The sequence below is a fragment of the Aeromonas sp. s5 genome, from assembly GCF_040907865.1.
In the GTDB taxonomy this organism is placed as follows: domain Bacteria; phylum Pseudomonadota; class Gammaproteobacteria; order Enterobacterales; family Aeromonadaceae; genus Aeromonas; species Aeromonas dhakensis.
The window spans coordinates 223422-245878 of the sequence record NZ_JBFOCO010000023.1 but is presented as its reverse complement, the minus strand read 5'-3'; the positions used below and the strand labels follow the sequence as shown (position 1 = coordinate 245878).

Below are 22457 nucleotides of genomic sequence, written 5' to 3'. Positions count from 1 at the left end.
CTTTGCTCACAGCTCGTCCCTCAATGTCCGCACCAGTCGATGTGCGGACCCTTACGACCCTTATCGGATCGTGCCGGCTTGCACGGTTTGCCGCGCCTTCGTCATGTCGGCGGCAAGCAGATGGGGTGGTTTAACAGGGTGCAACGGCCAGAACAGCATCATAAGAAGAAAGGAAGATGCATCCCATGATGGGGGGCGTAAACGCCTCTTTTTTCATACTGATCCGCACAGCACAGTGTCAAACCTGACCTTTAGCAAAGGTCAGGAACAGGGATCCGTCAAATGGTGCCCTGGCCAGACAGGCTTCAATCAACCCCTCTTTTGAGGCTGGCGGATACTCTCGGACGACAACGCCTGCTGGTGAGCAAGCTATTGACTTTATACATATTAACGCCTCCACCGACCCAGCGATGTGCCAGATGGCGGAAAAGAGAGAGGCCACCCTGAGGTGGCCTCTGCAAGACAGGGATACGCCGTCCGTTCACTCAATCCTTGGCGCTCTCCATGGCACCCTCTTCGGAGTGCTGGGGCAGGATGAGGTTGAGCAGGATGGCGGCCACCGAGGCCAGACCCACGCCCGCCAGGGCGAAGTCACCGATCTTCATCTCCAGCGCGCCGACACCCACGGTCAGGGTCACCGCCACGATGGCGATGTTGCGCGACAGCCCCAGATCCACCTTGGACTCCACCAGGGTCTTGAGACCGATGGCGGCAATGGATCCGAACAGCAGCAGCATGATGCCGCCCATCACCGGCATCGGGATGGAGGTGAGCAGGGCGTTGAACTTGCCGAAGAAGGCCAGAATGATGGCGAACACCGCAGCCCAGGTCATGGTGACCGGGTTGAAGTTGCGAGTGATCATCACGGCACCGGTCACTTCGGCATAGGTGGTGACGGGAGGGCCACCGATGAAGCCGGCGAAGCAGACGCCGATGCCGTCACCGGCCAGGGTACGGTGCAGACCCGGGTTCTTGGTGTAATCCTTGCCAGTCACGCCACCGATGGCCAGCACGCCGCCGATGTGCTCGATGCAGGGGGCAATGGCCACCGGCAGCATGAACAGCGCCGCAGCCCAGTTGATCTCCGGGGTCACGAAGTGGGGCAGCGCCAGCCAGGGGGCGTTGACCATGCCGTCGAAGCTCACCTGACCCATCAGCACGGCAGAGACATAGCCCGCAATCACGCCACACAGGATGGGGATGAGCTTGATCCAGCCCTTGCAGAATACCGCCGCAATCAGGGTGACCGCCAGCGAGATGCCGGCCAGGGTCAGCGCCGTCGAGGCAGGCATCACCTGCTCACCGCCGGCACGGCCCATGGCCATGTTGCAGGCCACCTGGGCCACCGACAGGCCGATCACCATGATCACCGGGCCGATCACCACAGGCGGTAGCAGTTTGTGCACAAAGCCCATGCCGCGGGCGCGAATGAGCGCGGCCAGGATGAAGTACATGAAACCGGCGGCAAACAGACCGAACATGGTGGAGGGCAGGCCCCAGGTCTGAGTGGCGTAAATGATGGGGGCGATGAAGGCAAAGCTGGAACCGAGGAAAATCGGGACCTGGCGGCGGGTGCAGAGCTGGAACAACAGGGTGCCTACACCGGCGCCAAGCAGGGCCATGGAGGGGTTCAGTCCGGTGAGCAGGGGCACCAGCACCATGGCACCGAAGGCGACAAACAGGATTTGCAGCCCGGCGACGCTTTGCTTGACTAAGGAAAACATGGATGTCCTTAATTTTTTGATAACTGACAGGGATATTTGACACTTTTCAGTTATCACAAGACTTTTTCAAGGCACTGAATGAGCCATTCGGCGTCATTTGTTGCCTCTTACTGCTTGGGGAGGGCATGAAACTGGCTTTTTAGGCGGGATTCGTTGCTACAAGCATCGAGGAAGCGATTTTACGCACTTTTATGGCCGACGCCAATCGTTTTTCCATGCTGTTTTGTTTGTCAATGGCTCCCCTGCCCCTCCATCAGCCCGCCCTATACTTAATGACGTGAACCCAGCCGGACCAGGAGTCCCCCATGTCACTGCCCGCTTTCAAGCCCAGCCAGCGCCGACTGCTGGTGGGTTCGGCCATCGCCCTGGCCCTGTTTGCCACCCCGCTGAGCTATGACTTCAGCCACCATCAGTGGCAGGTGAATCAGGCCTATGCCAAGTCCTGCTTCGTGGCCGGCACTCGCATCCTGATGGCCGACGGGGAGGCGCGCCCCATCGAGGCCCTGCAGGTCGGTGAGCGGGTGCGGGATCAATATGGCCGCAACAACCTCATCATCGCGGTCGAGCGGGTACTGCTGGGAGAGCGCCGGCTCTACGGGCTCAACCGGCTGGCTCCCTTCTTCACCGCCGAGCACCCCTTCCTGACCACCCGGGGCTGGGCGGCCATCGCGCCGGCCATGACCCGCACCGAAAACCCGACCCTCGCCGTGCTGCCGCTCTTTACCGGCATGCACCTGCTGGGCTGGTCTGAGCACGGCTGCGCTGGCAACCTGGCGCTGGCCCCGCAGCCCGTCCTGCTGCTGGTGGAGTCCCTCTGCTGGATTGATGCCCCACCCACCACGGCACTGTTCAACCTGATCCTGGATGGCAGCCACAGCTATGTCGCCAATGGGCTGATCGTTCACAACAAGGATGGCGACGGCAATAGCGGTGGGGGTGACAGTGGTGGTGGAAGCAGCAGTGGTGGCGGCGGTAGTAGCAGTGGAGGTGGAAGCAGCAGCGGTGGCGGTGGCAGTGACAGCGACGGCGGCAGCAACAGTGGCGGTGGTGGCAGTGGCAGTGACAGCGACGGCGGCAGCAACAGTGGCGGCGGCAGTGACAGCGATGGTGGCAGCCATGGCAGTGACGACAACGGCGGTGGGGAGCACGCCGGCGGCGAGCAACATGCCGGAGGGGATCGCCATGCCGGTGGCGAACAGCATGGCGGCGGGGAGCGCCACGCCGGCGGCGATCGTCACGGTGGTGGACGAGGCCTGGGCAATGGCCTCGATGACAACGGAGTGGACGCCGTCGATGCCAACGGCAACGAGATCCGGGGCGATGGCACGGTCGACGACAACGGCATGGATGCCGTCGATGCTGACGGCAACAAGCTGCGGGGGGACGGCACGGTCGACGATCGCGGCCAGACCCTGACCGATGCACAGGAGCAGGCCTTGATCCAGCAAGGGTTCAACAGCAAGGAGCAACCATGAGCCGTTATGTGCTGATCTGCCTGGCGCTGTGGTTGTCCGCCTGTGCCACCCAGCCAGCCGCCCCGCTCTACCACCAGATGGACAAGCAGGACGTGGTGCTGGCCAACCAGGCGCTGGCCGAGGCGCTGCAAACCCGTCCCAAGGGTCAGAGCCTCACCTGGTTCAACCCCGCCAGCCGCCACTCGGGCAGCGTCACGCCGCTGCGCACCTTTCGCCATCCCAACGGCCTCTGGTGCCGCGACTATCGCGAGCAGCTCTATATAGGCCAGGCCAGCCAGCAGTGGCAGGACACCGCCTGCCGCAGCAAGGCGGGGCACTGGCTGCCGCTGCGCGGCTGACAATGTAGCTGACCGCTCACAGATGACAAAACAAAGGGGTGGCCATGGCCACCCCTCTTCTATTGCAAGCTTGCGTCCGTCATACCCGGCGGTAGGGCAGATAGACAGGCTCCCACATGTGGTTGAGGATGTGCTGCTGCAGATCCTGACCGATCAGCGGGTGGGAGGGATCCCGCCGCACTATGTCCTTGAGCACCGCCGTCGCTACGTGCACCGAGATGCTGCGCAGCTCGCGAATGCGCGGATAGACGGCCCCCTTCGCCAGGTCCACCTCGCTCACGCACTCCGCCAGCGCAAAGGCGGCTGTGGTAAAGATGTCCGGCGTGATCTCGCGGATCTGGCTGACGATGGCCGCCAGGCCCACTCCCGGGAAGATGAAGACGTTGTTGCCCTGGCCGACCCGGAACTCCTGCCCCTCGTAGTGCACATCCTTGAACGGGCTGCCGGTGGCGACGATGGCCTTGCCCTGGCTCCAGCGATAGATATCCTCCGGCAGCGCCTCGCAGTTGGCGGTCGGGTTGGAGAGCGGGAATACCATGGGGCGCGCACAGTGGTTGAGCATCAGCTGGATATGCTGCTCCTTGAAGGCGCCACCGGCACCGCTGGTACCCAGCAGTACCGTGATGGGCACGTGGCGCAGCACGTCGGTCAGGTTGGCCTTGCCGGGCACTTCGGTGTCCCAGCCCGACAGCAACAGGCCTGGCTTGGCGTAGCGGCGCTTGTACTCGTCCAGCCCCTCACGGTTGTCGCACACCAGCCCCTGGGTATCCAGGATGTAGATGCGATCGCGGGCCGCCTGGGGATCCAGCCCTTCGCGGATCATGCCCGCACAGATCTGATCCGCCACCCCGACCCCGCCGGCACCGGCACCATAGACCAGGTAGTTCTGCTGGCCCAGGGTCTCGCCCTTGACCTTGACCGCCCCTATGATGCCCGCCAGCACCACGGCCCCGGTCCCCTGAATGTCGTCGTTGAACGACGGCAGGGACTGCTGATAACGGGAGAGGTTGTTGAAGGCGTTGGACTTGCTGAAGTCCTCCCACTGCAGCACCGCATTGGGGAAGTGGCGCTTGACCCCGGCCACGAACTTGTCGATGAAGTCGTCGTACTCCTTGCCGCGAATGCGCTTGTGGGGCTGGCCCAGATACATGGGGTCATCCAGCAGCGCCTGGTTGTCGGTGCCCACGTCCAGCGCGATGGGCAGGCAGCAGGCGGGGTGGATGCCGGCACCCAGGGTATAGAGGGAGAGCTTGCCGATGGGGATGCCCATGCCGCCCACCCCCTGATCACCGATCCCCAGGATCCCCTGGCTGTCGGTCACGACAATGATGCGCACCGACTTGGCATCGAGATGACGGGCCAGGGAGCCCATGTCCTCGACGTTCTTCGGGGTGATGTAGAGGCCGCGCGGCTTCTGGAAGCGGTGGCTGAACTCCTGACACGCCTTGCCCACGGTCGGGGTATAGATGTAGGGGGTCATCTCCTCCACGTGGCGTGCCAGCAGGGCGTAGAACAGAGTCTCGTTGCGATCCTGCAGGGCCCGCAGGTTCTGGTACTTCTCGATGTCGCTGCAGGCGCTCAAAAAGCCCTGATAAACCCGCTCAAGCTGGGCTTCAAACGTTTGAACCTGGGGAGGCAACAGGCCGTCGAGCTCAAAGTCGGCGCGCTCCTGTTCGGTGAAGGCGGTACCCTTGTTGAGGTTGCGATCGTTGAGCAGATCGGTGCCCGTCAGTGCAACGGGGCGAAAATCTTGTCCCTGTGCATCTTTCCACAGCAGATATTGTCCGGTAGCCATAGTCATTCTCTTTGATTTACGTGAAATTGCCGTTCGGCAGGAGAGCAAGACTCATAATGAAATCAATCATATGACGTTTGGTCGTTTCATTTTGTGAGCTTGGGCATACCCTGCGGCCAAAAACCGTGGCAGGACGGAATACGGCCTCATTCAGACCATAGTCGTCGGCCATGCTGCCACTGCAGCGGCGCTGAGCAGCAGGCATAACAAAGGGGCGCCGCAGCGCCCCCTCTCTTTCATCTTGATCTCTCGGTCAATCTCAGCCTGACTTGCCTGCCTTGGACTCGTCAAGCTGGTGCTTCACCTCTTCATACCAGAGGTCGTGGTGCTCCCTGGCCCAGGTCTCGTCCACCTCGCCGGTCACCATCCCCTCCAGCGCCCCTTCCAGCTGGAACAAGCCCATGTAGATATGGAAGATGAAACCACAGATGAGGATCAAGGCGCCGACGATGTGGATAAAGCTGGCCCACTCCATCTGGCGGCGCAGCTGGCCGAAGATGGGGAAGTCCAGAAACAGCCCGGTCGCCACCACGATGCCGCCAAACCAGATCAGCAGCCAGAAAATGGCCTTCTCGCCACCGTTGGAGAAGCCCGCCGAGGGGTGACTCCCCTTGTGGGGTCCCAGCATGCCGCCCGCCTTCATGAACCACTGCACATCCACCATGTTGACGATGTTGTGACGGAACCACTTGATGAGCACTCCCATCAGGCAGAGGAAGAAGAGCGGCCCCACGTAGTTGTGGAACACCTTGGCGAACCAGATCCAGTTCTCCCACACCCCCATGCTCACCACCGGCTTGATGAAGTGCTTGCCGTAGATGATGGCCAGCCCCGAGCCGGACAGGGTCAGGAACATGCCCGCCGTGGTCCAGTGCAGCGCCCGATCGAGCCGGCTCCAGCGCTTGAGCTTGCGCCCGGTGCGCGGTTTGGAGAGCTTGGTCGGCCCCACCACCCAGTACATCAGGCCGCACATGGCCAAAGAGCCGAAGATGGCGATGGCACCCAGCGGCGACACCCACTTGGTCTTCACCTCGAACCAGAGCTGGCCCGGCACCGAGATCAGCACCCCGTGCTCCGGCGAGCGGGAGGTGGTCACCCCCTCCTGCCCATCCTTCACCGCGCGCCAGTAGTCGGCGCCGGCAAAGCCGATCGTCTCCTTCTGGGCATCGGCAAAGCCAGGTGCACTGAACAGCAGCAAGGCTGTCAGCAGCCCTGTCAGCCAGTGTCTCATTGGCCACCCTCCTGCTTGCCAGGCTTGAGCCCCTTGCCTCTGCCATCGCGGGGTTGGCTGGCATCGTGGAACAGATCCTGCTCATCCCCGCCCCAGCCCGCGTGAGGGGCGCCGCGATAAGCCACCCGCTCGCGGAAGATGTCAGAGATGACCTGCGCATCCCCCGCCAGCAGCGCCTTGGTGGAACAGAGCTCGGCGCACATGGGCAGCTTGCCCTCGGCGATGCGGTTGGCACCGTACTTCTGGCGCTCCGCCTCGCTGTGATCCTCTTCCGGGCCACCGGCACAGAAGGTGCACTTGTCCATCTTGCCCCGATCGCCGAAGGCGGCGGTTTTCGGGAACTGGGGGGCCCCGAACGGGCAGGCAAACAGACAGTAGCCACAACCGATGCAGAGATCCTTGTTGTGCAGCACTATGCCGTCGTCGGTGTGATAGAAGCAGTCGGCCGGGCAGACCGCCATGCAGGGGGCGTCGGTGCAGTGCATGCAGGCCACCGAGATGGAGGTCTCCCCCGGCAGGCCGTCGTTGAGGGTCACCACCCGGCGGCGCTGAATGCCCCACTCGAGGGCATCGTCGTTCTCGTTCTTGCACGCCGTCACACAGCCGTTGCACTCGATGCAGCGCTTGGTGTCACACATGAATTTCATTCTGGCCATGGGATCAGGCTCCTACTTGGCGAAAACGGCACAGGGTGACCTTGGTCTCCTGCATCTGGGTGACCGGGTCATAGCCATAGGTGGTGACTATGTTGACCGATTCCCCCAGCACATAGGGGTCTGACCCTTCCGGATATTTGGCACGCAGATCCTGGCCCTCGAAGTGGCCGCCGAAGTGGAACGGCATAAAGGCGAGCCCAGGTTTGACCCGCGGGGTCACCAGCGCCGTCACCTTGACCCGGCCCCCTTCCGGCCCCTCCACCCACACATCCTGACCGTCGCGCACGCCGACGTCGTTGGCATCCGCCGGGTTCATCTCGACGAACATCTCCTGCTGCAGTTCGGCCAGCCAGGGGTTGGAACGGGTCTCGTCGCCGCCCCCCTCGTACTCCACCAGACGGCCGGAAGTGAGGATGATCGGGAACTCCTTGCTGACATCCTTCTCCTGCACCGAGGCATACTGGGTCGGCAGGCGCCACAGGCTCTTGGCATCGGGCCAGGTGGCGTAGTCAGCCAGCAGATCCCGGCGCGGGGTGTAGAGCGGCTCGCGGTGCTTGGGCACCTGATCCGGGAAGGTCCACACCACGCAGCGCGCCTTGGCGTTGCCATAGGGGACGAAGCCGTGCTTGATGGCCACCCGCTGGATACCACCGGAGAGATCGGTCTTCCAGTTGCGCCCCTCGGCCTCTTTCTTCTCGGCCTCGGTCAGCTCATCCCACCAGCCAAGCTGCTTCATCAGGTCGGCGGTGATCTCGGGATAGCCATCTTCCACCTCGCTCCCCTTCGGCCAGGAGTCTTCGGCGAGCAGCGAGACGCCCTGATACTCGATGCCGAAGCGGGCACGGAAACCACCGCCCCCTTGCGAGACCGGAATGCTGGTGTCGTAGAGGATGTGACTGCCGGGGTGCTTCATCTCCGGGGTGCCCCAGCAGGGCCAGGGCAGACCGTACACTTCGCCGCTGACCGGACCCCCTTCGGCCTTGAGGTTGGTCTTGTGGAAGGTGTGCCAGTTCTGCTGGTGCGCCTTGAGCCGCTCCGGGCTCTGGCCGGTGTAGCCCACGCTCCACATGCCGCGGTTGTATTCGCGGGTGATGTCTTCCAGGAGCGGTTCGTTGTTCTCCACCTTGATATGCTTGAACAGCTCATCGGCAAAGCCGAGCTTTTTGCTCAAGAGATACATGATCTCGTGGTCGACCTTGGATTCGAACAGCGGCTCGACCACCTTGTCGCGCCACTGCATGGAGCGGTTGGTGGCGGTGACGGAGCCATAGGTCTCGAACTGGGTGGTAGCCGGCAGCAGGTAGACGCCGTCGGTACGATCGTTCATGACGGCGGCGACGGTGGGGTACGGGTCGACAATCACCATCATGTCGAGCTTTTGCATCGCCTTCTTCATCTCGGGGCCGCGGGTCTGGGAGTTGACCGCATGGCCCCAGTAGAACATGGCGCGGATGTTGGCACCCTGCTCGATGAGATCGGCGTTCTCCAGCACACCATCAACCCAGCGGGAGACCGGGATGCCGTTGTTGTTCATCGGCAGCTTGCCGTTGTAGGCCTTGTTGTCAAAGCGGGCCTTGATCCACTCGTAATCAACATCCCACACCCGGGCCCAGTGCTTCCAGGAGCCCTCTTCCAGCCCGTAGTAACCAGGCAATGAGTCGGAGGTGACGCCAAAGTCGGTGGCACCCTGCACGTTGTCGTGACCACGGAAGATGTTGGTGCCCGCCCCGCTCTTGCCCACGTTGCCGAGGGCCAGTTCGAGGATGCAGTAGGCGCGGGTGTTGTTGTTGCCGGTGGTGTGCTGGGTGCCGCCCATGCACCAGACCACGCAGCCGGGGCGGTTGTCGGAGAGCAGCTTGGCGGCGCCATACACCTCTTTTTCATTGAGGCCGGTCACCCGCTCCACTTCGGCCGGGGTCCAGCGCGCCACCTCTTTTTGCACCTCGTCCATGCCAAAGACGCGGGTGCGGATGAACTCCTTGTCTTCCCAGCCGTTCTTGAAGATGTGCCAGAGCATGCCCCAGATAAAGGCGACGTCGGTGCCCGGGCGCAGGGAGAGGTACATGTCCGCCTTGGCGGCGGTACGGGTGCGACGCGGGTCGACCACCAGGATCTTGCAGCCGTTGCGCTCTTTCGCCAGCAGGATGTGCTGCATGGCGACCGGGTGGGCCTCCGCCGGGTTGGAGCCGATAAACATGATCGACTTGCTGTTGTGCATGTCGTTCAGGCTGTTGGTCATGGCGCCGTAGCCCCAGGTGTTGGCGACGCCAGCGACCGTGGTGGAGTGGCAGATCCGCGCCTGATGATCCACGTTGTTGGTGCCCCACAGGGACGCCATCTTGCGAAACAGGTAGGCCTGCTCGTTGGAGTGCTTGGCCGAGCCGAGCCAGTAGACGCTGTCTGGGCCGGACTCCTTGCGCAGGCGCAGCACTTCGTTGCCCACCTCTTCGATGGCCTGATCCCAGCTGATGCGTTGCCACTTGCCGCCCACCAGCTTCATCGGGTACTTGAGGCGACGCTCGCCGTGGCCGTGCTCGCGCAGGGCCGCACCCTTGGCGCAGTGACCGCCAAGGTTGAAAGGGTGATCGAAGGCCGGTTCCTGACCGGTCCAGATGCCGTTTTGCACCTCGGCATAGACGCCGCAGCCCACCGAGCAGTGGGAGCAGATGGTGCGCTTCACCTCGACCGGCACCTCGGCGCCCACGGTTTTGGCCTCGGCCCGCTGCATCATGGCTGGTGCTAGCCAACCGGCGGCCACGGCGCCGCCGGCCACCAGACCGGAATTGACCATAAAGGCGCGACGGGTCAGCCCCTGACCGCGAGCGGCCCCATTATTTTGCAAACCGCCTTGCAAGCTGCCCTGCTCGCCCGCCTGGGGCTGCTCGGCACGTTTCGTCAGTTTCATGAGTTCTCCTTCACTGAGCCGGCTCAGTCGGTGCCGCGCAGGGTGCGATAAAAGTCGTGAACATGGGGGGTCTCCCGATAACCCTTGTCAGGCTCGGTGTCGTGGGTCAGTACCTCCTTGCCCACCACCCGGCCAGTGGCACCGGCCAGCACTCCTATGGTGGCAACCACCCCCACCCCCTTGATCAGATTGCGGCGGGACGGGTCTTTCAGCTGTTCATCGCTCATCTTTCTGTGACCTCTGTTGTTATGGTCGGCTGCGGTGAGCCGGTTTTGCTATGAGTGGGTGGCGCAGCCTCATGGCAGCGTCACCACCGGACTGCCAAAGGGCAGGCGCAGTTCCTGTTCCAGTTTGAAAAAGTCTTCGGCAAGGGCCCCGACCGCCCGGTAGAAGCTGCCCCCTTTCGCCTGTTGCTGATCGCGGCAGCAGGCGAGTACCCAGGGGGCAAGGTGGCGTTCATAGAAGCGGTTGCGATCCGGGTGCTGCTCGGCAATCAATACCGCCATCACCTCGCAGAGGGCGGCCAGGTGATCTTCCGGCTCGCACACCCCGCTCTGGCGCTCGAAGCCGAGCGACTGCAGATCGGCGCGCAGCACCGCCAGCGGCAGCTCCATCAGGGAGCCGGTGAGATACCAGGAGGCAAACGGCACGATCTCCCCGCGCCCCAGCCCGATAAAGAGATCCTGATACTCCTCGGCAAGCTCGTGCTCGTGGTGGCTGCTGGCCGCCAGTTGCACCAGCCCCAGCCCTCTGGCAAAGGGGCCGGGCATGGCCTGCAACCCTTGCAGCCAGGCGAGCTGTTCGCCACAGGGGGCGGCGCGCCAGAGGCTCGCCAGCAGGGCGTAGAGATCGGCGCTGCTCTGTTCCAGTTCGGTCATGGTCAGTTCGCCAGCCTTTTCGTTATGTTGTTCGCTCATCACTGCCCCCTCACACCTTGAGCTGGGAGACGGGATCCGCCGCCAGCGCCGCAAACACATCCTTGACCCGGCAGTCCTCGCACATCAGCAGCCGCTGGGCGGCTTCGTTCTGGAAGTGGGAGTGACCGGCCAGTTTTTGCTGGATGCGGCGGATAAGGGAGGCCGGCGCGAACGGCTTGGCGCAGCGAATGCAGCAGGCCGCCTCTTCGGCTTTGAGGCTCTGCACGGCGCGGCGCGCCTCGGGCACGGGTTGCAGGCGGGGCGTGAGCACTATGGCCTGCTCGGGGCACGCCTTTTCGCACATGCCGCACTGGATGCAGTCCTGCTCGATAAAGTTGAGGCCCGGCGTGTGCCCCACCGCATGCAGGGCGCGGCTCGGGCAGACCGCCACGCAGCCCATGCAGAGGGTGCAGCCAGCTTCTTTCAATTCAACGCTGCCGTAAGGGGCGCCGTGGGGCACAACCAGCGGCTCGCAGCTCCCTTCGTTGGCCTGCCAGAGGGCATCGAAGGCGGCAAACAGGTTCTCCCGTTTGTCTCCTTTGAGCGGTTTGTCCAGCAGGGCAACCGCTGGCTCGCAGGAGATCGGCTTATCTTGTTCGGCATCCGGGTTAAACAGGGCGATGCGATCAGCAGAGAGACCGGCGCCCGCCAAGAGCACGGCGGCGCTCGCCAGCTCCCGCTCAACCAACGCCCGGACGCTCTCGGGGGCATCGTCACCCAGCGCGATGCGCACCGCGCTGGCGCCATAGGCGAGGGCGGCAAACCAGCTCTCGATGCCTAAACTGGCGCTCTCCTCCACCCAGATCGGCAGCCAGTTGGCGGGCAAACGGGTGAGTTCGACTTCGACCCATTCCCGCTCGTTTTCACCGGCAATCAGCAGCTGGGGCGCGTCGCCCCCCGCCTCCCGGTAGTGCTTGAGCAATCGGAAGAGGTAGTCGCCGCTGGTGTTGGCATCGGGCTGGTGATAGGCAATCGCCCCGGTCGGACAGGCCGAGGCGCAACTGCCGAAGCCCTGACAGAGATGGGGATCGATCTGGATGCGACCATTGACGGGCTTGAGGGCATCGGTCGGGCAGACATCGAGGCAGCGGCTGCAACCGGGCACGCCGCGAGCGGTAAAGGCGCAGGCCTCGGGGTCGAGGCGAAAATAGCGTGGCTTGTCGAAGATACCGGTGAGGGCACAGAGCTCGGCGAGCCGTTCGGCCAAGCCCGCGTCATCGGAAAGATGCAGATAACCGACCGGCGGGCGCTCCAGTGCAAACAGCGGGACGCGGCCCAGATCGGCCACCAGATCGAAACGCGGTTCGCGTAGCTGTTCACTGACAGCAGCCGCTTGTTGTGGAAAACAGAGCGCCGCCAGGTTAACCCGCTCACCCTGCCCATTGAGGCCGGTGAGCTGAAACTGACCGAGATACCCGCTCAGGCTCGGCTCGCGCAGGGTCAGGGCATCCAGGGCGGCGGTAGCCTCGAAGATGGTCTCGAGATCCGCCGCCTCGGCGTCATGCACCGACTCGGTCACCAGCAGGGTCGGCATCACTCCTTGGGGCAGCAGGCTGGCGGCGCGGCGAATGCGGTCTTCCGCGCCGACCAGCAGCAGGCGCCCCTGACTCTGGTAGGAGACGGTGGCCGGGATCAGGTTGTCGGTCTTGACCGTGTGCTGCAGGGCATGGGCGCGGGCACGTTCATTGCGCGCGGCCACGCCATCGGCGGTCAGAGTTGCGACGGATGTCGTTATGGGTTGTTCGATGCTCACATGCACTCCTGTGCGCGCCACCTCGTGGGATGGCGTGCTTGTTGGTCAGTTGGGAGAGCAAGAGCCGAGCCAACTCCCCCAGGAAAAAAGTGACTGGCAGGGAGTCAGGATCCCAAATGCTCCATTCCCCCACCCTTGGTTGGGACATTTTGTCCATCATGGTCAACCAAAATGTCCCGATCGTCGGTGTGGGTTTGAGAATGGTTATCAGCCAACCCTTGCGGCTCGCTGGTTATGGCCGTGGCGGCCACAATCGCCGGTTCGGGTGCGGCAGCGGTTGAATGAGGAGCTTCGTCATCCGGCGCCGTCTCCTGCTCCACCAGCCAGTTGCGCAGCCCGGCGCTCAGGGCTGCTGGCAGCAATTCTGGCTGGCTGAAATCCTGGGTGTAGTCGTCGAGCCCATCCGGCTTGTGGCTGCGAAACATGGCGCGCAGCGCCTCCTTGTCGGGGAGTTTGGCCTTGCCCGACTGCGCCGTTTTCAGCGGAGGTTCGCCACTCTCTGCCCCCTCAACAGCAAGGGGGTCACAGCTCCCCTTGTCAGTGCTGACTACGCGGCCATCCAGTTCTGTACCTGGCACTTCACCTTCACCACTGCCTTCGATGGGGGCTGCAGCCACCTCTGGGGTGGCCTCTTCCCTCGGCTGCAATGCCTGATGCTTGCGCGCCTCACTCTTGCGAGATGACCAGCGCTTGAGGAACTCACTCATGGGCGCTGTTTCCGGCCTTGTTTCCCGCACTGTTTCCGGCACTGTTTCCAGCATTGCAGCCACGCTCGCGGCCATCGGAGCCGGTGGCCTTGACGGCGCCGCAGCTGGCTTGATCCTGGCTATCGACACCGAGCTGATCCTGCGCCCGCCCCTTGCCCTTCTTGCCCTTGCGACGAGCCTCCAGCAGCTCGCCGTGACGGCCGATAAAGGCCTCCACCCAGGCTTGCAGCGCTTCGGGCAGCGGGCAGGAGAGCACCTGCCGCTCGCCATCCATATAGGCGGCGGCCACGGTCTGACTCAGGGTCAGACCATCGGCCACAAAGCCACTGTCCACGCGGCTTCCGGTCACAAACAGGCGGGGCGAGCCGGAGCTCAGATTGAAGCGATAATCCCCCCGCTCATCGCGAAACAGGGTAAGGGGCAAGGCACCGGCAGCCTCGGGCTCGGCGGGATGGAGCGCCGCAATCTCGAAACGGCGGCTCTGCCAGCGGCCAACCTGGCTGTCGATGGCCTTTAACTCCAGCTGCAGCCAGCGCTGCGGGGAGAGGGGTTTGGTTGTCTCTTGCACTGTCACGGCTCCCATCAGAAGGTCTCTGCCGGGCCGCCCTCTCCCTTTAACCACCCCGTTCGGGGCGGATCAGAGCAGGAGATTTATGGCGGCCACGGCCATCAATGGGATAAGACATAGCAAGAGTGGGGCCAAGGCCGGTTTGTTAGCCGCTTGGGGGAGTTTAGATATACAAGTTGGGCTTAGTGCGGGTGTAAGTTGGCGCTGAGCGCAGCCCAACATGCGGCGTAAAAGAGCCTAATCAGAAGGGATGGCAATAATCGAGTAACGTTAAATTATCCGATTATTGCCTTGATCAGAATGTCCAGGGTAAATGTTGGGCTATTTAGCCAAATACACAATATTGACAATAAATGAAAACTATTAAACACAACATAAGGTTAATTGAGTGGTGGTAATCTACTATCGCACCTTTGGGCATTCGAGTGTGCAAGCACTTTTCCGACCGATGTAGTACTGAACCCCATCCCAATATTACTCCACCACTCTCTAAGTATTTTTAAATTCTGTCTTTTATCCCATTCCACCATAAAGGAATCTATATTATTCTGTTTTAACACTTCATCACTGGAATAAAGATCGTATATGGATTTGAGTGCGTTTTTTTGTTCTTCAGATAGAAAGACTTGTTTATGTATCTCACCACCAAAATATTTCTCGACAACTGTTAGTGACAATTCATCAATACCATGTTTGTTACAGACAAACAGCCGAACAAAGTTATTATTAAATGTATGCTCAACTAATAAATCTGTTGGTAAGTTATGAGCTTTTAGCATTTCAATTGCCGTAAGTTGATTTTCGGAATTCTTTTCAATACCTACATCAACATAACCTGACAATAGTCCCGCATAATATTGGACCACATCGTTTAATGTTCCATATGGATTTAAACGAATAGCATCTAATAAATCTAAGTGATCGAGCCAATCATGCCCCATTGGTAACTCACCGTAGAATATCTTTCCAAATAAGCCATCTAAGACATCTAATCCTTGGTGAATATTACCACTGTTAGGCATAAAACTATCCACTGAATGCCTTACAGTCAAACCTAATAGTGCTTCGTCAGAAACCTTATCTACAATATCCACAGCAAGACTAATACCTGCACGGGCAATTCGATTCTCACCTTTTTTAAATCTATGTATCAATAACTCAGATAAAAGGTCGTAGTCAGCAGGCCTTTCAGTTGCAGCTGCAGTCTTTTGGGCATCCACAAGAAGTAATTGGAAGCTTGGATCTGCAAATGCTTCTAGCGCCCCCTCTACCTGTGCCATTTTTGGCATCAGACTATTTTCAAACTCTTTAATTCTACTATTTGCGATAGTTAATGCCTCTTGAGAGTAATCCTTTCTCAATTGCAAGTTCATTTCTTGATAAATTTCCCTTGCTCGTTTTTCATCAATACCAACATGCATAACCATTTGTTGCACTTGAATATTGGTCGAGTCATTACCACCTTTTTGGCTTTGGTTATTTATCATTTTTGTTTCCACCGATTTTGAAATCGCCACCGATCTGTATATTTGTTGAGTTATTCCCCCCTTTCTGAACCTGTTTATTAACTTTGCCAGAGAGAAACCAACCAATTATTGCGAGTGGTATAGCGATAGCAACACCACTGAAAAGCCATTCCTTATTTTCTAAAATCCACTCCATATAAACTCCTGTTACATTAACTATGAAAATGCCTATTTAAAAATCCATAACAAGCCTCAGATTCAACTTTAACCATTTGAACTTTAAAAGAAAAGATCCTCTGCTAACTCATTTATCAAAAATGACACCGCATACAGCTTCTGCACTTCCAAATAATGCCGATTCCGAATGTTCACTCTGACGCTGAGCCTTCTTACATCCATCTGGAACAAAACTTGCTGTGCCCCTCCCCTTAGATCCCGGCAACCGGTCGCGAGGGGCCCATGACACCGACCTTTATCAAAAGCAATGCCGCAGCCCAGCTCACCATGGCCGTCGAGGTAATGGATGAACAGGGCACGCTGCAAACCCGCCAAATCGCCTGTGAGCGGCCACTGACGGTCTACCTCAACTGGAAGGAAATCGTAACCCTGATGACGCTGGGGGCCCGTCCCGAGGCGCTGGTGCTGGGTTACCTTAAAAATCAGGGCTTTATCGAGGATATTGCGGCCATCGAGTCGGTGATTGTCGACTGGGAGAGCGAGGCCGCCGCCGTGGTGAGCAGCCAGCAGGCCGCCGATCTCGACAAATCCTTGGAGAAGAAGACGGTCACCTCCGGCTGCGGGCAGGGCACCATGTATGGCAGCGTGATGAAAAAGCTCGAAGGGGTGGTCTTGGCGGCGCCCGAGCTTAAACAGAGCACCCTCTACGCCCTGCTCAAGGCGCTGTCGGCCCATAACGAAACCTACAAGATGGCGGGTGCGGTCCATGGCTGCGCCATCTGTCGCGGCGCCGAAATCCTCTCCTTTGTCGAGGATGTGGGGCGCCACAACGCGGTGGATACCCTGGCGGGCGAGCTCTGGATGCGCGGCGAGAGCGGCCACGACAAGATCTTCTACACCACCGGGCGACTCACCTCGGAGATGGTGATCAAGGTGGCGCAGATGGGCATTCCCGTGCTGCTGTCGCGCTCCGGCGTCACCCAGATGGGGCTGGATCTCGCCCGCCAGCTCGGCATCACCATGATTGCCCGCGCCAAGGGGCGCCACTTCGAGGTCTTCAGCGGCCACGACCATATCGTGCTGGACGAGAAGCCGCCGGTGCTGGCGCCCGGTTCAGCCGGTCGCGGGATGCGGGACTAAGCCATGAATGAGTTTATGAACGTGAAGCAGGTGGCCGAGTACCTCGACCTCAACGAGAAGAAGGTCTACCAGCTCGCCAACGAGGCGCGCATCCCCGCCACCAAGGCGACCGGCAAGTGGCTGTTTCCCCGCTCCCTGCTCGATCGCTGGCTGCTCGGTAGCTGCCACGAGGGGGTGATGAACGACCGGCTGCTGCTGGCAGGCTCGGACGACGTGCTGTTGCACTATGCCAGCAGCCGGCTAGCCCAGCAGCTCGGCACCCAGGCGCTGGTGGGTTACACCCCGTGCGGCACCCGTCAGGGGCTGGCGATGCTGGCGCGCGGCCATGTGGATCTCTGCGCCATCCACTGGGGCCAGGCCGAAGAGGCCCACCTGCGCCACCCGGCGCTGGTACAGCAGTATCAGGGCCACCGGCAATGGGTGATCGTACATGGATTTCGGCGGGTGCAGGGGCTGGTGCTGCGCCAGGGGCTGCAACCAAAAGAGGCGAAAGAGGCGCTCGACTGGCGCTGGGCCATGCGCCAGGAGGGGGCCGGCAGCCAGCGCGCCCTGCAGGAGTGGCTGCAAACCCAGGGGGAGTCGCTGACCCGGCTGGAGCGCACCCTCGAGGTCAACAGCGAGCGGGAGCTGGCCGCCGCCATCAGCCGCGGCGATGCGGACGTCGGGCCCGGCGCCCAGAGCACCGCCACCGAGTTTGGCCTCGACTTCGTGCCGCTGTCGCAGGAGTGCTTCGATCTGGTGATGCCGCAGGGGGTCTTCTTTCGCACCCTGCTGCAGCAGCTGATCGGCTGGCTACAATCCCCCGAGGGGCGCGAGCTGGCGGCCCGCCTCGGCGGCTATGACCTGACCCAGAGCGGCAAGCTGGTGTGGAGTCCGCAGTAAGTATCCCCTCACTCGCCCGTAAAAAAGCCCGCCACTATTGGCGGGCTTTTTTGTGCCTCACTCTGAATTGCGACAGTCACATCCCTCCCCCTTGAGGACAATGCACGCCCTTCAAGTTCGGCGGGCTTTTTTGTGGCTGGCGTGGTTAAGACGGGTGGTCGCCACCGGCCTCACGCCCCTCGGCATTGAGGGCGATGCGCCACCCCTCCAGCTGGGCTGGCTCGCCACCGCTGGCCAGCCGGGCGTGGCTGCGCAAGCGGATGGTAAAGCAGCTGCCCTGCCCCGGAGTGGAGTCTACCAGCAGCTCCCCGCCCCAGCGGCTGATGATGCGGTGGCTCAGGGCCAGCCCCAGCCCGGTGCCGGTGGCGCGGGTGGTGAAGAAGGGGTCGAAGATCTTGTCGATGATGGCCGCCTCGATGCCGCTGCCGTTGTCAATGACCCGCACCTCGGCCCCCTGCAGGGCCCCGGCGTCATCCAGCCAGTCGCGGCTCTCGACCCGGATCTCCCCCTGCTCCCCCAGCGCATGGCTGGCGTTGACCAAGAGGTTGATCAGCACCTGCAGCAGCTGCTGGCGATCCGCCTCGATGGGCTGCTGTGCCTTGAGATCGGCCACCAGGTTCACCTGCTGCTGGCGCAGGGCGGAGCGCACCAGGGTCAGGCTCTCCTCGATGATGGGGGTGAGGTGCTGCCACACCGGCGCCGTCTCGTAGTCGCCGGGACGGGAATATTGCAGCAGGCTGCGGGTGATGGCGCGAATGCGCTCGATCTGGGCCAGCACCAGCGCCAGCTCCTCGCCCACCGGCGCGGCCGCCTCCCCCAGCTCCAGCTTCATCAGCTCCACGTTGCCGAGGATCACCGCGAGCGGGTTGTTGATCTCGTGGGCCACCCCGGCGCAGAGCTCGCCGAGGGCCGCCAGCTTCTCGCTGATGAGCAGCTGCTGACGGGCCTGGGTCAGCATATGGATGTGATGCTCGAGCTCGGCGGTCTTCTGCTCCAGGCTCTGGGTGCGCTCGGCCACCTTCTGCTCCAGCTCGTCGGCGCTGCGGGCCAGCTGCTGGCGGTGCGCCGCCTGCCTGTCCAGCATGGCGTCGAACTGGCGGCCGAGCTGGGCCAGCTCGTGATCGGGGTCGAGGTAGAGCTCGCCGATGCGGGCCGGCCTGCCCGCCTGCACCTGGCGCACCACCTTGTGCATCCGCTCGATGGGGGTGAACAAGTCCCGCGCGCCGCGATAGACCAGCAGGCCCGAGAGCAGTAACAGCAGCACCACGCCGGAGCCCAGCTCCAGCAGATTGGTGAGGTAGGTGCGAACGATGGGCCACTCGAGAAAGCCGACGTAGAGCATGCCGATGCGCTCGCCATTGGCGCCCAAGAGCGGCTCGTAACCCGACACATACCAGGCGTCGTGCACGAAGGCTCGATCAATCCATGGCTCACCGCGCCCCAGCACCTGTTCGTGCACCGGCGCCGAGGCCCGGGTGCCCACCGCCCGCCCCAGCTGCTGGCTGCTGCTGGCGGGCACGTTGGTGCTCACCCGCAGATCGCCGAGAAACAGGGTGACGCTGCCGATGCTGCCGGCCGGCAGGGTGTTCTTGGCGAACACCTGGCCCTTGAGCTCGTCCACCAGCCGGGTGCTGCCGTTGATAAGCTCGCCCCCCTCCAGCACGCCCCAGAGGCTGCCGTCCCGCCCCATCACCGGGGTCAGCGAGAGGCTGATCAGACCACGAGTCTCCTGCCCAGCGCCCGGCTCCAGCTCTTTGTCCAGCACGGCGCGGCTGGCTAGCGCTGGCGAGAGCGCCAGCAGCTGCTCCCGCGGCCAGACCATGAAGTGGCTGACGCTGCGCCCGGCGGCGAGGGCTGTGCGCTCCTGCGTCGTCAGCTGATCCAGCTCGCTGCCGCTGCGCAGGCGCAAAAAATCGAGGCCGTAGTTGGCGGCCAGCGGCATCACCCACTGGCGCAAGCGGGCGGGGGATTCGCGCAGTTGCAGCTGGAAGGCCCAGGCATCGCGCAGGTGCTCGAGGTGCTCGGCCTGGCGCTGCTGCTGCACGCTCACCGCGTGGTGGGCCACGCCAAGGTCGCTGCGCACCGTGGTGAGCAGGTTCTGCCAGCTGTAGGTGAGGGTCCAGTAGAGGGTGAGCCCTATCATGCCAGCAAGGGTCAGCATGATGGGCACCGAGGTGAGCAGCAGCAGACGCCAGCGTACCTTGGTTCTGAGCAACCCCGGGAGCTGCGCCAGCCTCATGACTCACTCCGGCGACAAGGGGCGAGCCGGCTCATTCGATGGCCCACTCCTTGAACTTGCGCTCCAGGGTCTTGCGCGCCACCCCGAGCACCCGGGAGGCGGCCGACTTGTTGCCATCATGGCTCGCCACCACCTGCAGGATGTGAGCCTTCTCCACCTCGGCCAGCGCCCACTCCAGCGGGTAGCCCTCCTCGCCCCGCGCCGACTCGGCCGGTTTGGCGCTCTGCCAGTACTCGGCGGGCGGCTTGCCCAGCAGCAGGCAGCGCTCGATGAGGTTGCGCAGCTCGCGCACGTTGCCAGGCCAGGGGTAGGCCTGCATGGCCACCACGTCCTCGTGGGTCCAGTGCAGGGCGCCCATGCCCATCTCGGCGGTGAGCTGGCGGGTGAAGTGGTGCACCAGGGCGGGGATGTCGTCGATCCGCTCGCGCAAGGGGGCCACCGGCAGCGCCACCACGTTGAGGCGATAAAAGAGGTCTTCACGAAACCGGCCCGCCTCCACCTCGGTTTTGAGGTTGCGGTTGGTGGCGGCGACGATGCGCACGTCCACCGAAAGCTCCCGCTCGGCGCCGACCGGACGGATGGCTTTCTGCTCCAGCGCCCGCAGCAGGGAAGCCTGCATGGCGAGCGGCATCTCGCCGATCTCGTCCAGAAACAGCGTGCCCTGGTGGGCGACCCGGAACAGGCCGTCGCGCCCCTTGCGGGCGCCGGTAAAGGCCCCCTGCACGTGGCCGAACAGCTCGCTTTCGAGCAGCTCGGGGGCGATGGAGGCGCAGTTGAGCGGCACGAAGGCCCCCATCCGGCCGGAGAGCTGGTGCAGGGCGCGGGCCACCAGCTCCTTGCCGGTGCCGGACTCCCCTTCCACCAACACGGCGGCGTTGGAGGGAGCGACCCGGGCGATCAGCGTCTTGAGCTCGCGGGTCTTGGCGCTGTCGCCGATCAGGGTGGGCGGGAACAGCTTGCTCACCTCCCGGCGCAGCAGCAGGTTTTCCCGCTCCATCTGGCGGCGCTCGATGACCCGGTCCACCGCCTGCACCATCTGATCCAGGTTGAAGGGTTTGAGAATGAAGTCGCTGGCACCGAGCCGCAGCGCCTTGAGGGCAGTCTCCATGTCGCCGAAACCGGTCATGAAGATGATGTCGCTGCGCCGGGTGGCGGGGTCGATGGCCTCGTGCCACTCGATACCGGAGCGCCCCGGCAGGCGGATGTCGGCGATGATGAGATCAAAATGCAGACGACAGCGCAGGGCTTCGGCCTCCTCCACGCTGGCGGCCGTCTCTATCTGGGCGAAGCGGCGGGCCAGCGCCTTGGCGAGGAAGCTGCGCATGCCGGGTTCGTCGTCGACGATGAGCAAAGAGAGGGCGGACCAGCGGCTGGCGGGTGCAGTCATGAAAAAAGTACCTCAGATTCGACAAGGTTCCGGGATTGTCCCACCGACCTTATAAACTGTGGGACATTTTGTCGCTAACCGGCCCCAAGTGCCAACTCCGTTTATTAAAAGCGACGCCGCCATCACGCAATTAGGGCGCTTAACCAACTGTTTTCACATTAAAAACCGTGCCGAACAAGGCATGTGGCCAGCTTGGCACCCTGCTTGCTTAGTCCTGCCCTCTCTCCATCACCGGGTACCCTGACATCATGATCACAGCCACAGTGCGCAAACGCCTCGCCCTTGCCCTCTCCTCCGCCCTGCTGCTGAGCCTGCCGCTCTGGAGCGCTGCCAGCCATGCCGAGACCAAGGCGCCCATCCGCCTCGCCACCACCACCAGCACCGAGCAGTCCGGCCTGCTGGGCTGGCTGCTGCCCCAGTTCACCAAGGAGACCGGCTACCCGGTGCAGGTGATGGCGGCCGGTACCGGCCAGAGCCTGAAGATGGGCGAGAACGGCGACGCGGATCTGGTGATGACCCACGCCCCCTCTGCCGAGAAGGCCTTCGTCGAGGCGGGCTTTGGCATCGAGCCTGAGCACCTGATGTACAACGACTTCGTCATCGTCGGCCCGGCGAAAGATCCGGCCGGTCTTGGCAAGCTGCACGATGCCGCCAAGGCGCTGGAGGCCATCAAAGACAAGGGGCAGACTTTTATTTCCCGCGGGGACGAGTCCGGCACCCACATCAAGGAGAAGACCCTGTGGCAGGCGGCCGACGTCAAGCCAGAGTTCGCTGGCTACAAGTCCATCGGCCAGGGCATGGGGCCGACCCTGACCATGGCTTCGGAGCTGGGGGCCTACACCCTGACCGACCGCGGCACCTGGCTCGCCTACCAGAGCAAGCTGGATCTCGCCGTGCTGCTGGAGGGGGACAAGCGGTTGTTCAACCCCTACCAGGTGATCCTGGTCAACCCCAAGCGCTACCCGGATCTCAACACCGAAGGGGCCCGCACCCTGAAGAACTGGCTGGTCTCCCAGCACGGCCAGCAGCTGATCGGTGACTTCAAGGTGGCCGGCCAGCCGCTGTTCGTGGCCGACGCCAAGCCGCAGTGATGCCAC

Annotated in this window: 19 protein-coding genes; 5 read left to right on the top strand and 14 right to left on the bottom strand. The window is 62.3% G+C overall.

Features of this window, described 5'->3' with window-relative positions:
- Nucleotides 1-485: 485 nt before the first annotated feature.
- The gene (locus AB5Y94_RS13915; RefSeq protein WP_019839748.1) at nt 486-1724 is read right to left on the bottom strand and encodes a uracil-xanthine permease family protein; all 1239 of its coding nucleotides are present in this window, start codon (nt 1722-1724) and stop codon (nt 486-488) included.
- A 305-nt stretch (nt 1725-2029) separates the two neighbouring features.
- On the opposite strand from AB5Y94_RS13915, the gene AB5Y94_RS13910 reads away from it, so the two are divergent.
- The gene (locus AB5Y94_RS13910) at nt 2030-3199 is read left to right on the top strand and encodes a hypothetical protein (protein ID WP_368205842.1); all 1170 of its coding nucleotides are present in this window, start codon (nt 2030-2032) and stop codon (nt 3197-3199) included.
- Nucleotides 3196-3537: an RT0821/Lpp0805 family surface protein gene (locus tag AB5Y94_RS13905; protein ID WP_368205840.1), complete on the top strand. Its 342-nt coding sequence runs from the start codon at nt 3196-3198 to the stop codon at nt 3535-3537. Before AB5Y94_RS13910 ends, AB5Y94_RS13905 begins: the two co-directional genes overlap by 4 nt.
- A gap of 79 nt (nt 3538-3616) precedes the next feature.
- On the opposite strand, the gene AB5Y94_RS13900 is transcribed toward AB5Y94_RS13905, so the two are convergent.
- The 11 genes from AB5Y94_RS13900 to AB5Y94_RS13850 form a co-directional block, all read right to left on the bottom strand.
- Complete coding sequence (locus AB5Y94_RS13900; RefSeq protein ID WP_010633297.1) at nt 3617-5332, bottom strand: NAD-dependent malic enzyme; 1716 nt, start codon at nt 5330-5332, stop codon at nt 3617-3619.
- A 259-nt stretch (nt 5333-5591) separates the two neighbouring features.
- Nucleotides 5592-6563, bottom strand: a complete 972-nt coding sequence (locus tag AB5Y94_RS13895) for a formate dehydrogenase subunit gamma (RefSeq protein WP_368205838.1) — start codon at nt 6561-6563, stop codon at nt 5592-5594.
- Nucleotides 6560-7219, bottom strand: coding sequence for a formate dehydrogenase FDH3 subunit beta (fdh3B, locus tag AB5Y94_RS13890; protein WP_005303185.1), 660 nt, complete (start codon nt 7217-7219; stop codon nt 6560-6562). The genes AB5Y94_RS13895 and fdh3B overlap by 4 nt, the downstream gene beginning before the upstream one ends.
- A gap of 4 nt (nt 7220-7223) precedes the next feature.
- The gene (locus AB5Y94_RS13885) at nt 7224-10124 is read right to left on the bottom strand and encodes a formate dehydrogenase subunit alpha (protein WP_368205837.1); all 2901 of its coding nucleotides are present in this window, start codon (nt 10122-10124) and stop codon (nt 7224-7226) included.
- A gap of 23 nt (nt 10125-10147) precedes the next feature.
- Nucleotides 10148-10351: a transcriptional initiation protein Tat gene (locus tag AB5Y94_RS13880; protein ID WP_005303194.1), complete on the bottom strand. Its 204-nt coding sequence runs from the start codon at nt 10349-10351 to the stop codon at nt 10148-10150.
- A gap of 69 nt (nt 10352-10420) precedes the next feature.
- Nucleotides 10421-11041, bottom strand: coding sequence for a molecular chaperone (locus AB5Y94_RS13875; RefSeq protein WP_017785182.1), 621 nt, complete (start codon nt 11039-11041; stop codon nt 10421-10423).
- Between the two features lie 10 nt (nt 11042-11051).
- On the bottom strand, nt 11052-12794 hold the full coding sequence (locus AB5Y94_RS13870) for a 4Fe-4S binding protein (protein WP_368205835.1): 1743 nt from the start codon (nt 12792-12794) through the stop codon (nt 11052-11054).
- A gap of 104 nt (nt 12795-12898) precedes the next feature.
- Complete coding sequence (locus AB5Y94_RS13865) at nt 12899-13501, bottom strand: DUF3306 domain-containing protein (protein ID WP_368205834.1); 603 nt, start codon at nt 13499-13501, stop codon at nt 12899-12901.
- Nucleotides 13494-14084 (bottom strand): DUF3305 domain-containing protein, encoded by a 591-nt coding sequence (locus tag AB5Y94_RS13860; protein WP_368205833.1) that lies wholly within the window; start codon nt 14082-14084, stop codon nt 13494-13496. The genes AB5Y94_RS13865 and AB5Y94_RS13860 overlap by 8 nt, the downstream gene beginning before the upstream one ends.
- Before the next feature lie 365 nt (nt 14085-14449).
- On the bottom strand, nt 14450-15556 hold the full coding sequence (locus AB5Y94_RS13855; RefSeq protein ID WP_368205831.1) for an LPO_1073/Vpar_1526 family protein: 1107 nt from the start codon (nt 15554-15556) through the stop codon (nt 14450-14452).
- Nucleotides 15546-15731 carry a hypothetical protein gene (locus AB5Y94_RS13850; RefSeq protein ID WP_368205829.1) on the bottom strand — a complete coding sequence of 62 codons (186 nt, stop codon included), beginning with the start codon at nt 15729-15731 and terminating at the stop codon, nt 15546-15548. Before AB5Y94_RS13850 ends, AB5Y94_RS13855 begins: the two co-directional genes overlap by 11 nt.
- 263 nt (nt 15732-15994) lie before the next feature.
- On the opposite strand from AB5Y94_RS13850, the gene AB5Y94_RS13845 reads away from it, so the two are divergent.
- Nucleotides 15995-16852, top strand: a complete 858-nt coding sequence (locus AB5Y94_RS13845) for a formate dehydrogenase accessory sulfurtransferase FdhD (protein WP_368205827.1) — start codon at nt 15995-15997, stop codon at nt 16850-16852.
- A 15-nt stretch (nt 16853-16867) separates the two neighbouring features.
- The gene (locus tag AB5Y94_RS13840; RefSeq protein ID WP_025201348.1) at nt 16868-17734 is read left to right on the top strand and encodes a helix-turn-helix transcriptional regulator; all 867 of its coding nucleotides are present in this window, start codon (nt 16868-16870) and stop codon (nt 17732-17734) included.
- A 145-nt stretch (nt 17735-17879) separates the two neighbouring features.
- Here the strand turns inward: AB5Y94_RS13840 and AB5Y94_RS13835 are convergent, their stop codons facing one another.
- Both AB5Y94_RS13835 and AB5Y94_RS13830 read right to left on the bottom strand, forming a co-directional pair.
- A complete protein-coding gene (locus tag AB5Y94_RS13835) occupies nt 17880-19973 on the bottom strand; it encodes a cache domain-containing protein (RefSeq protein ID WP_368205826.1) in 2094 nt (697 codons plus the stop codon).
- A 31-nt stretch (nt 19974-20004) separates the two neighbouring features.
- Nucleotides 20005-21360 (bottom strand): sigma-54 dependent transcriptional regulator, encoded by a 1356-nt coding sequence (locus AB5Y94_RS13830; protein ID WP_113994745.1) that lies wholly within the window; start codon nt 21358-21360, stop codon nt 20005-20007.
- A gap of 248 nt (nt 21361-21608) precedes the next feature.
- Here AB5Y94_RS13830 and AB5Y94_RS13825 point away from each other — a divergent pair, with 248 nt between their 5' ends.
- Nucleotides 21609-22451, top strand: a complete 843-nt coding sequence (locus tag AB5Y94_RS13825; RefSeq protein ID WP_171281360.1) for a substrate-binding domain-containing protein — start codon at nt 21609-21611, stop codon at nt 22449-22451.
- Nucleotides 22452-22457: the final 6 nt, after the last annotated feature.

Excerpts from the sequence above, each read along its gene's own strand:
- AB5Y94_RS13900 (WP_010633297.1), bottom strand. The coding sequence starts at position 5,332 with ATGGCTACCGGACAATATCTGCTGTGGAAAGATGCACAGGGACAAGAT.
- AB5Y94_RS13865 (WP_368205834.1), bottom strand. The coding sequence starts at position 13,501 with ATGAGTGAGTTCCTCAAGCGCTGGTCATCTCGCAAGAGTGAGGCGCGC.
- AB5Y94_RS13825 (WP_171281360.1), top strand. The coding sequence starts at position 21,609 with ATGATCACAGCCACAGTGCGCAAACGCCTCGCCCTTGCCCTCTCCTCC.
- AB5Y94_RS13835 (WP_368205826.1), bottom strand. The coding sequence starts at position 19,973 with ATGAGGCTGGCGCAGCTCCCGGGGTTGCTCAGAACCAAGGTACGCTGG.
- AB5Y94_RS13830 (WP_113994745.1), bottom strand. The coding sequence starts at position 21,360 with ATGACTGCACCCGCCAGCCGCTGGTCCGCCCTCTCTTTGCTCATCGTC.
- AB5Y94_RS13895 (WP_368205838.1), bottom strand. The coding sequence starts at position 6,563 with ATGAGACACTGGCTGACAGGGCTGCTGACAGCCTTGCTGCTGTTCAGT.
- AB5Y94_RS13915 (WP_019839748.1), bottom strand. The coding sequence starts at position 1,724 with ATGTTTTCCTTAGTCAAGCAAAGCGTCGCCGGGCTGCAAATCCTGTTT.
- AB5Y94_RS13875 (WP_017785182.1), bottom strand. The coding sequence starts at position 11,041 with ATGAGCGAACAACATAACGAAAAGGCTGGCGAACTGACCATGACCGAA.
- AB5Y94_RS13880 (WP_005303194.1), bottom strand. The coding sequence starts at position 10,351 with ATGAGCGATGAACAGCTGAAAGACCCGTCCCGCCGCAATCTGATCAAG.
- fdh3B (WP_005303185.1), bottom strand. The coding sequence starts at position 7,219 with ATGGCCAGAATGAAATTCATGTGTGACACCAAGCGCTGCATCGAGTGC.
- AB5Y94_RS13845 (WP_368205827.1), top strand. The coding sequence starts at position 15,995 with ATGACACCGACCTTTATCAAAAGCAATGCCGCAGCCCAGCTCACCATG.
- AB5Y94_RS13910 (WP_368205842.1), top strand. The coding sequence starts at position 2,030 with ATGTCACTGCCCGCTTTCAAGCCCAGCCAGCGCCGACTGCTGGTGGGT.
- AB5Y94_RS13885 (WP_368205837.1), bottom strand. The coding sequence starts at position 10,124 with ATGAAACTGACGAAACGTGCCGAGCAGCCCCAGGCGGGCGAGCAGGGC.
- AB5Y94_RS13905 (WP_368205840.1), top strand. The coding sequence starts at position 3,196 with ATGAGCCGTTATGTGCTGATCTGCCTGGCGCTGTGGTTGTCCGCCTGT.
- AB5Y94_RS13860 (WP_368205833.1), bottom strand. The coding sequence starts at position 14,084 with ATGGGAGCCGTGACAGTGCAAGAGACAACCAAACCCCTCTCCCCGCAG.
- AB5Y94_RS13840 (WP_025201348.1), top strand. The coding sequence starts at position 16,868 with ATGAACGTGAAGCAGGTGGCCGAGTACCTCGACCTCAACGAGAAGAAG.
- AB5Y94_RS13855 (WP_368205831.1), bottom strand. The coding sequence starts at position 15,556 with ATGATAAATAACCAAAGCCAAAAAGGTGGTAATGACTCGACCAATATT.
- AB5Y94_RS13850 (WP_368205829.1), bottom strand. The coding sequence starts at position 15,731 with ATGGAGTGGATTTTAGAAAATAAGGAATGGCTTTTCAGTGGTGTTGCT.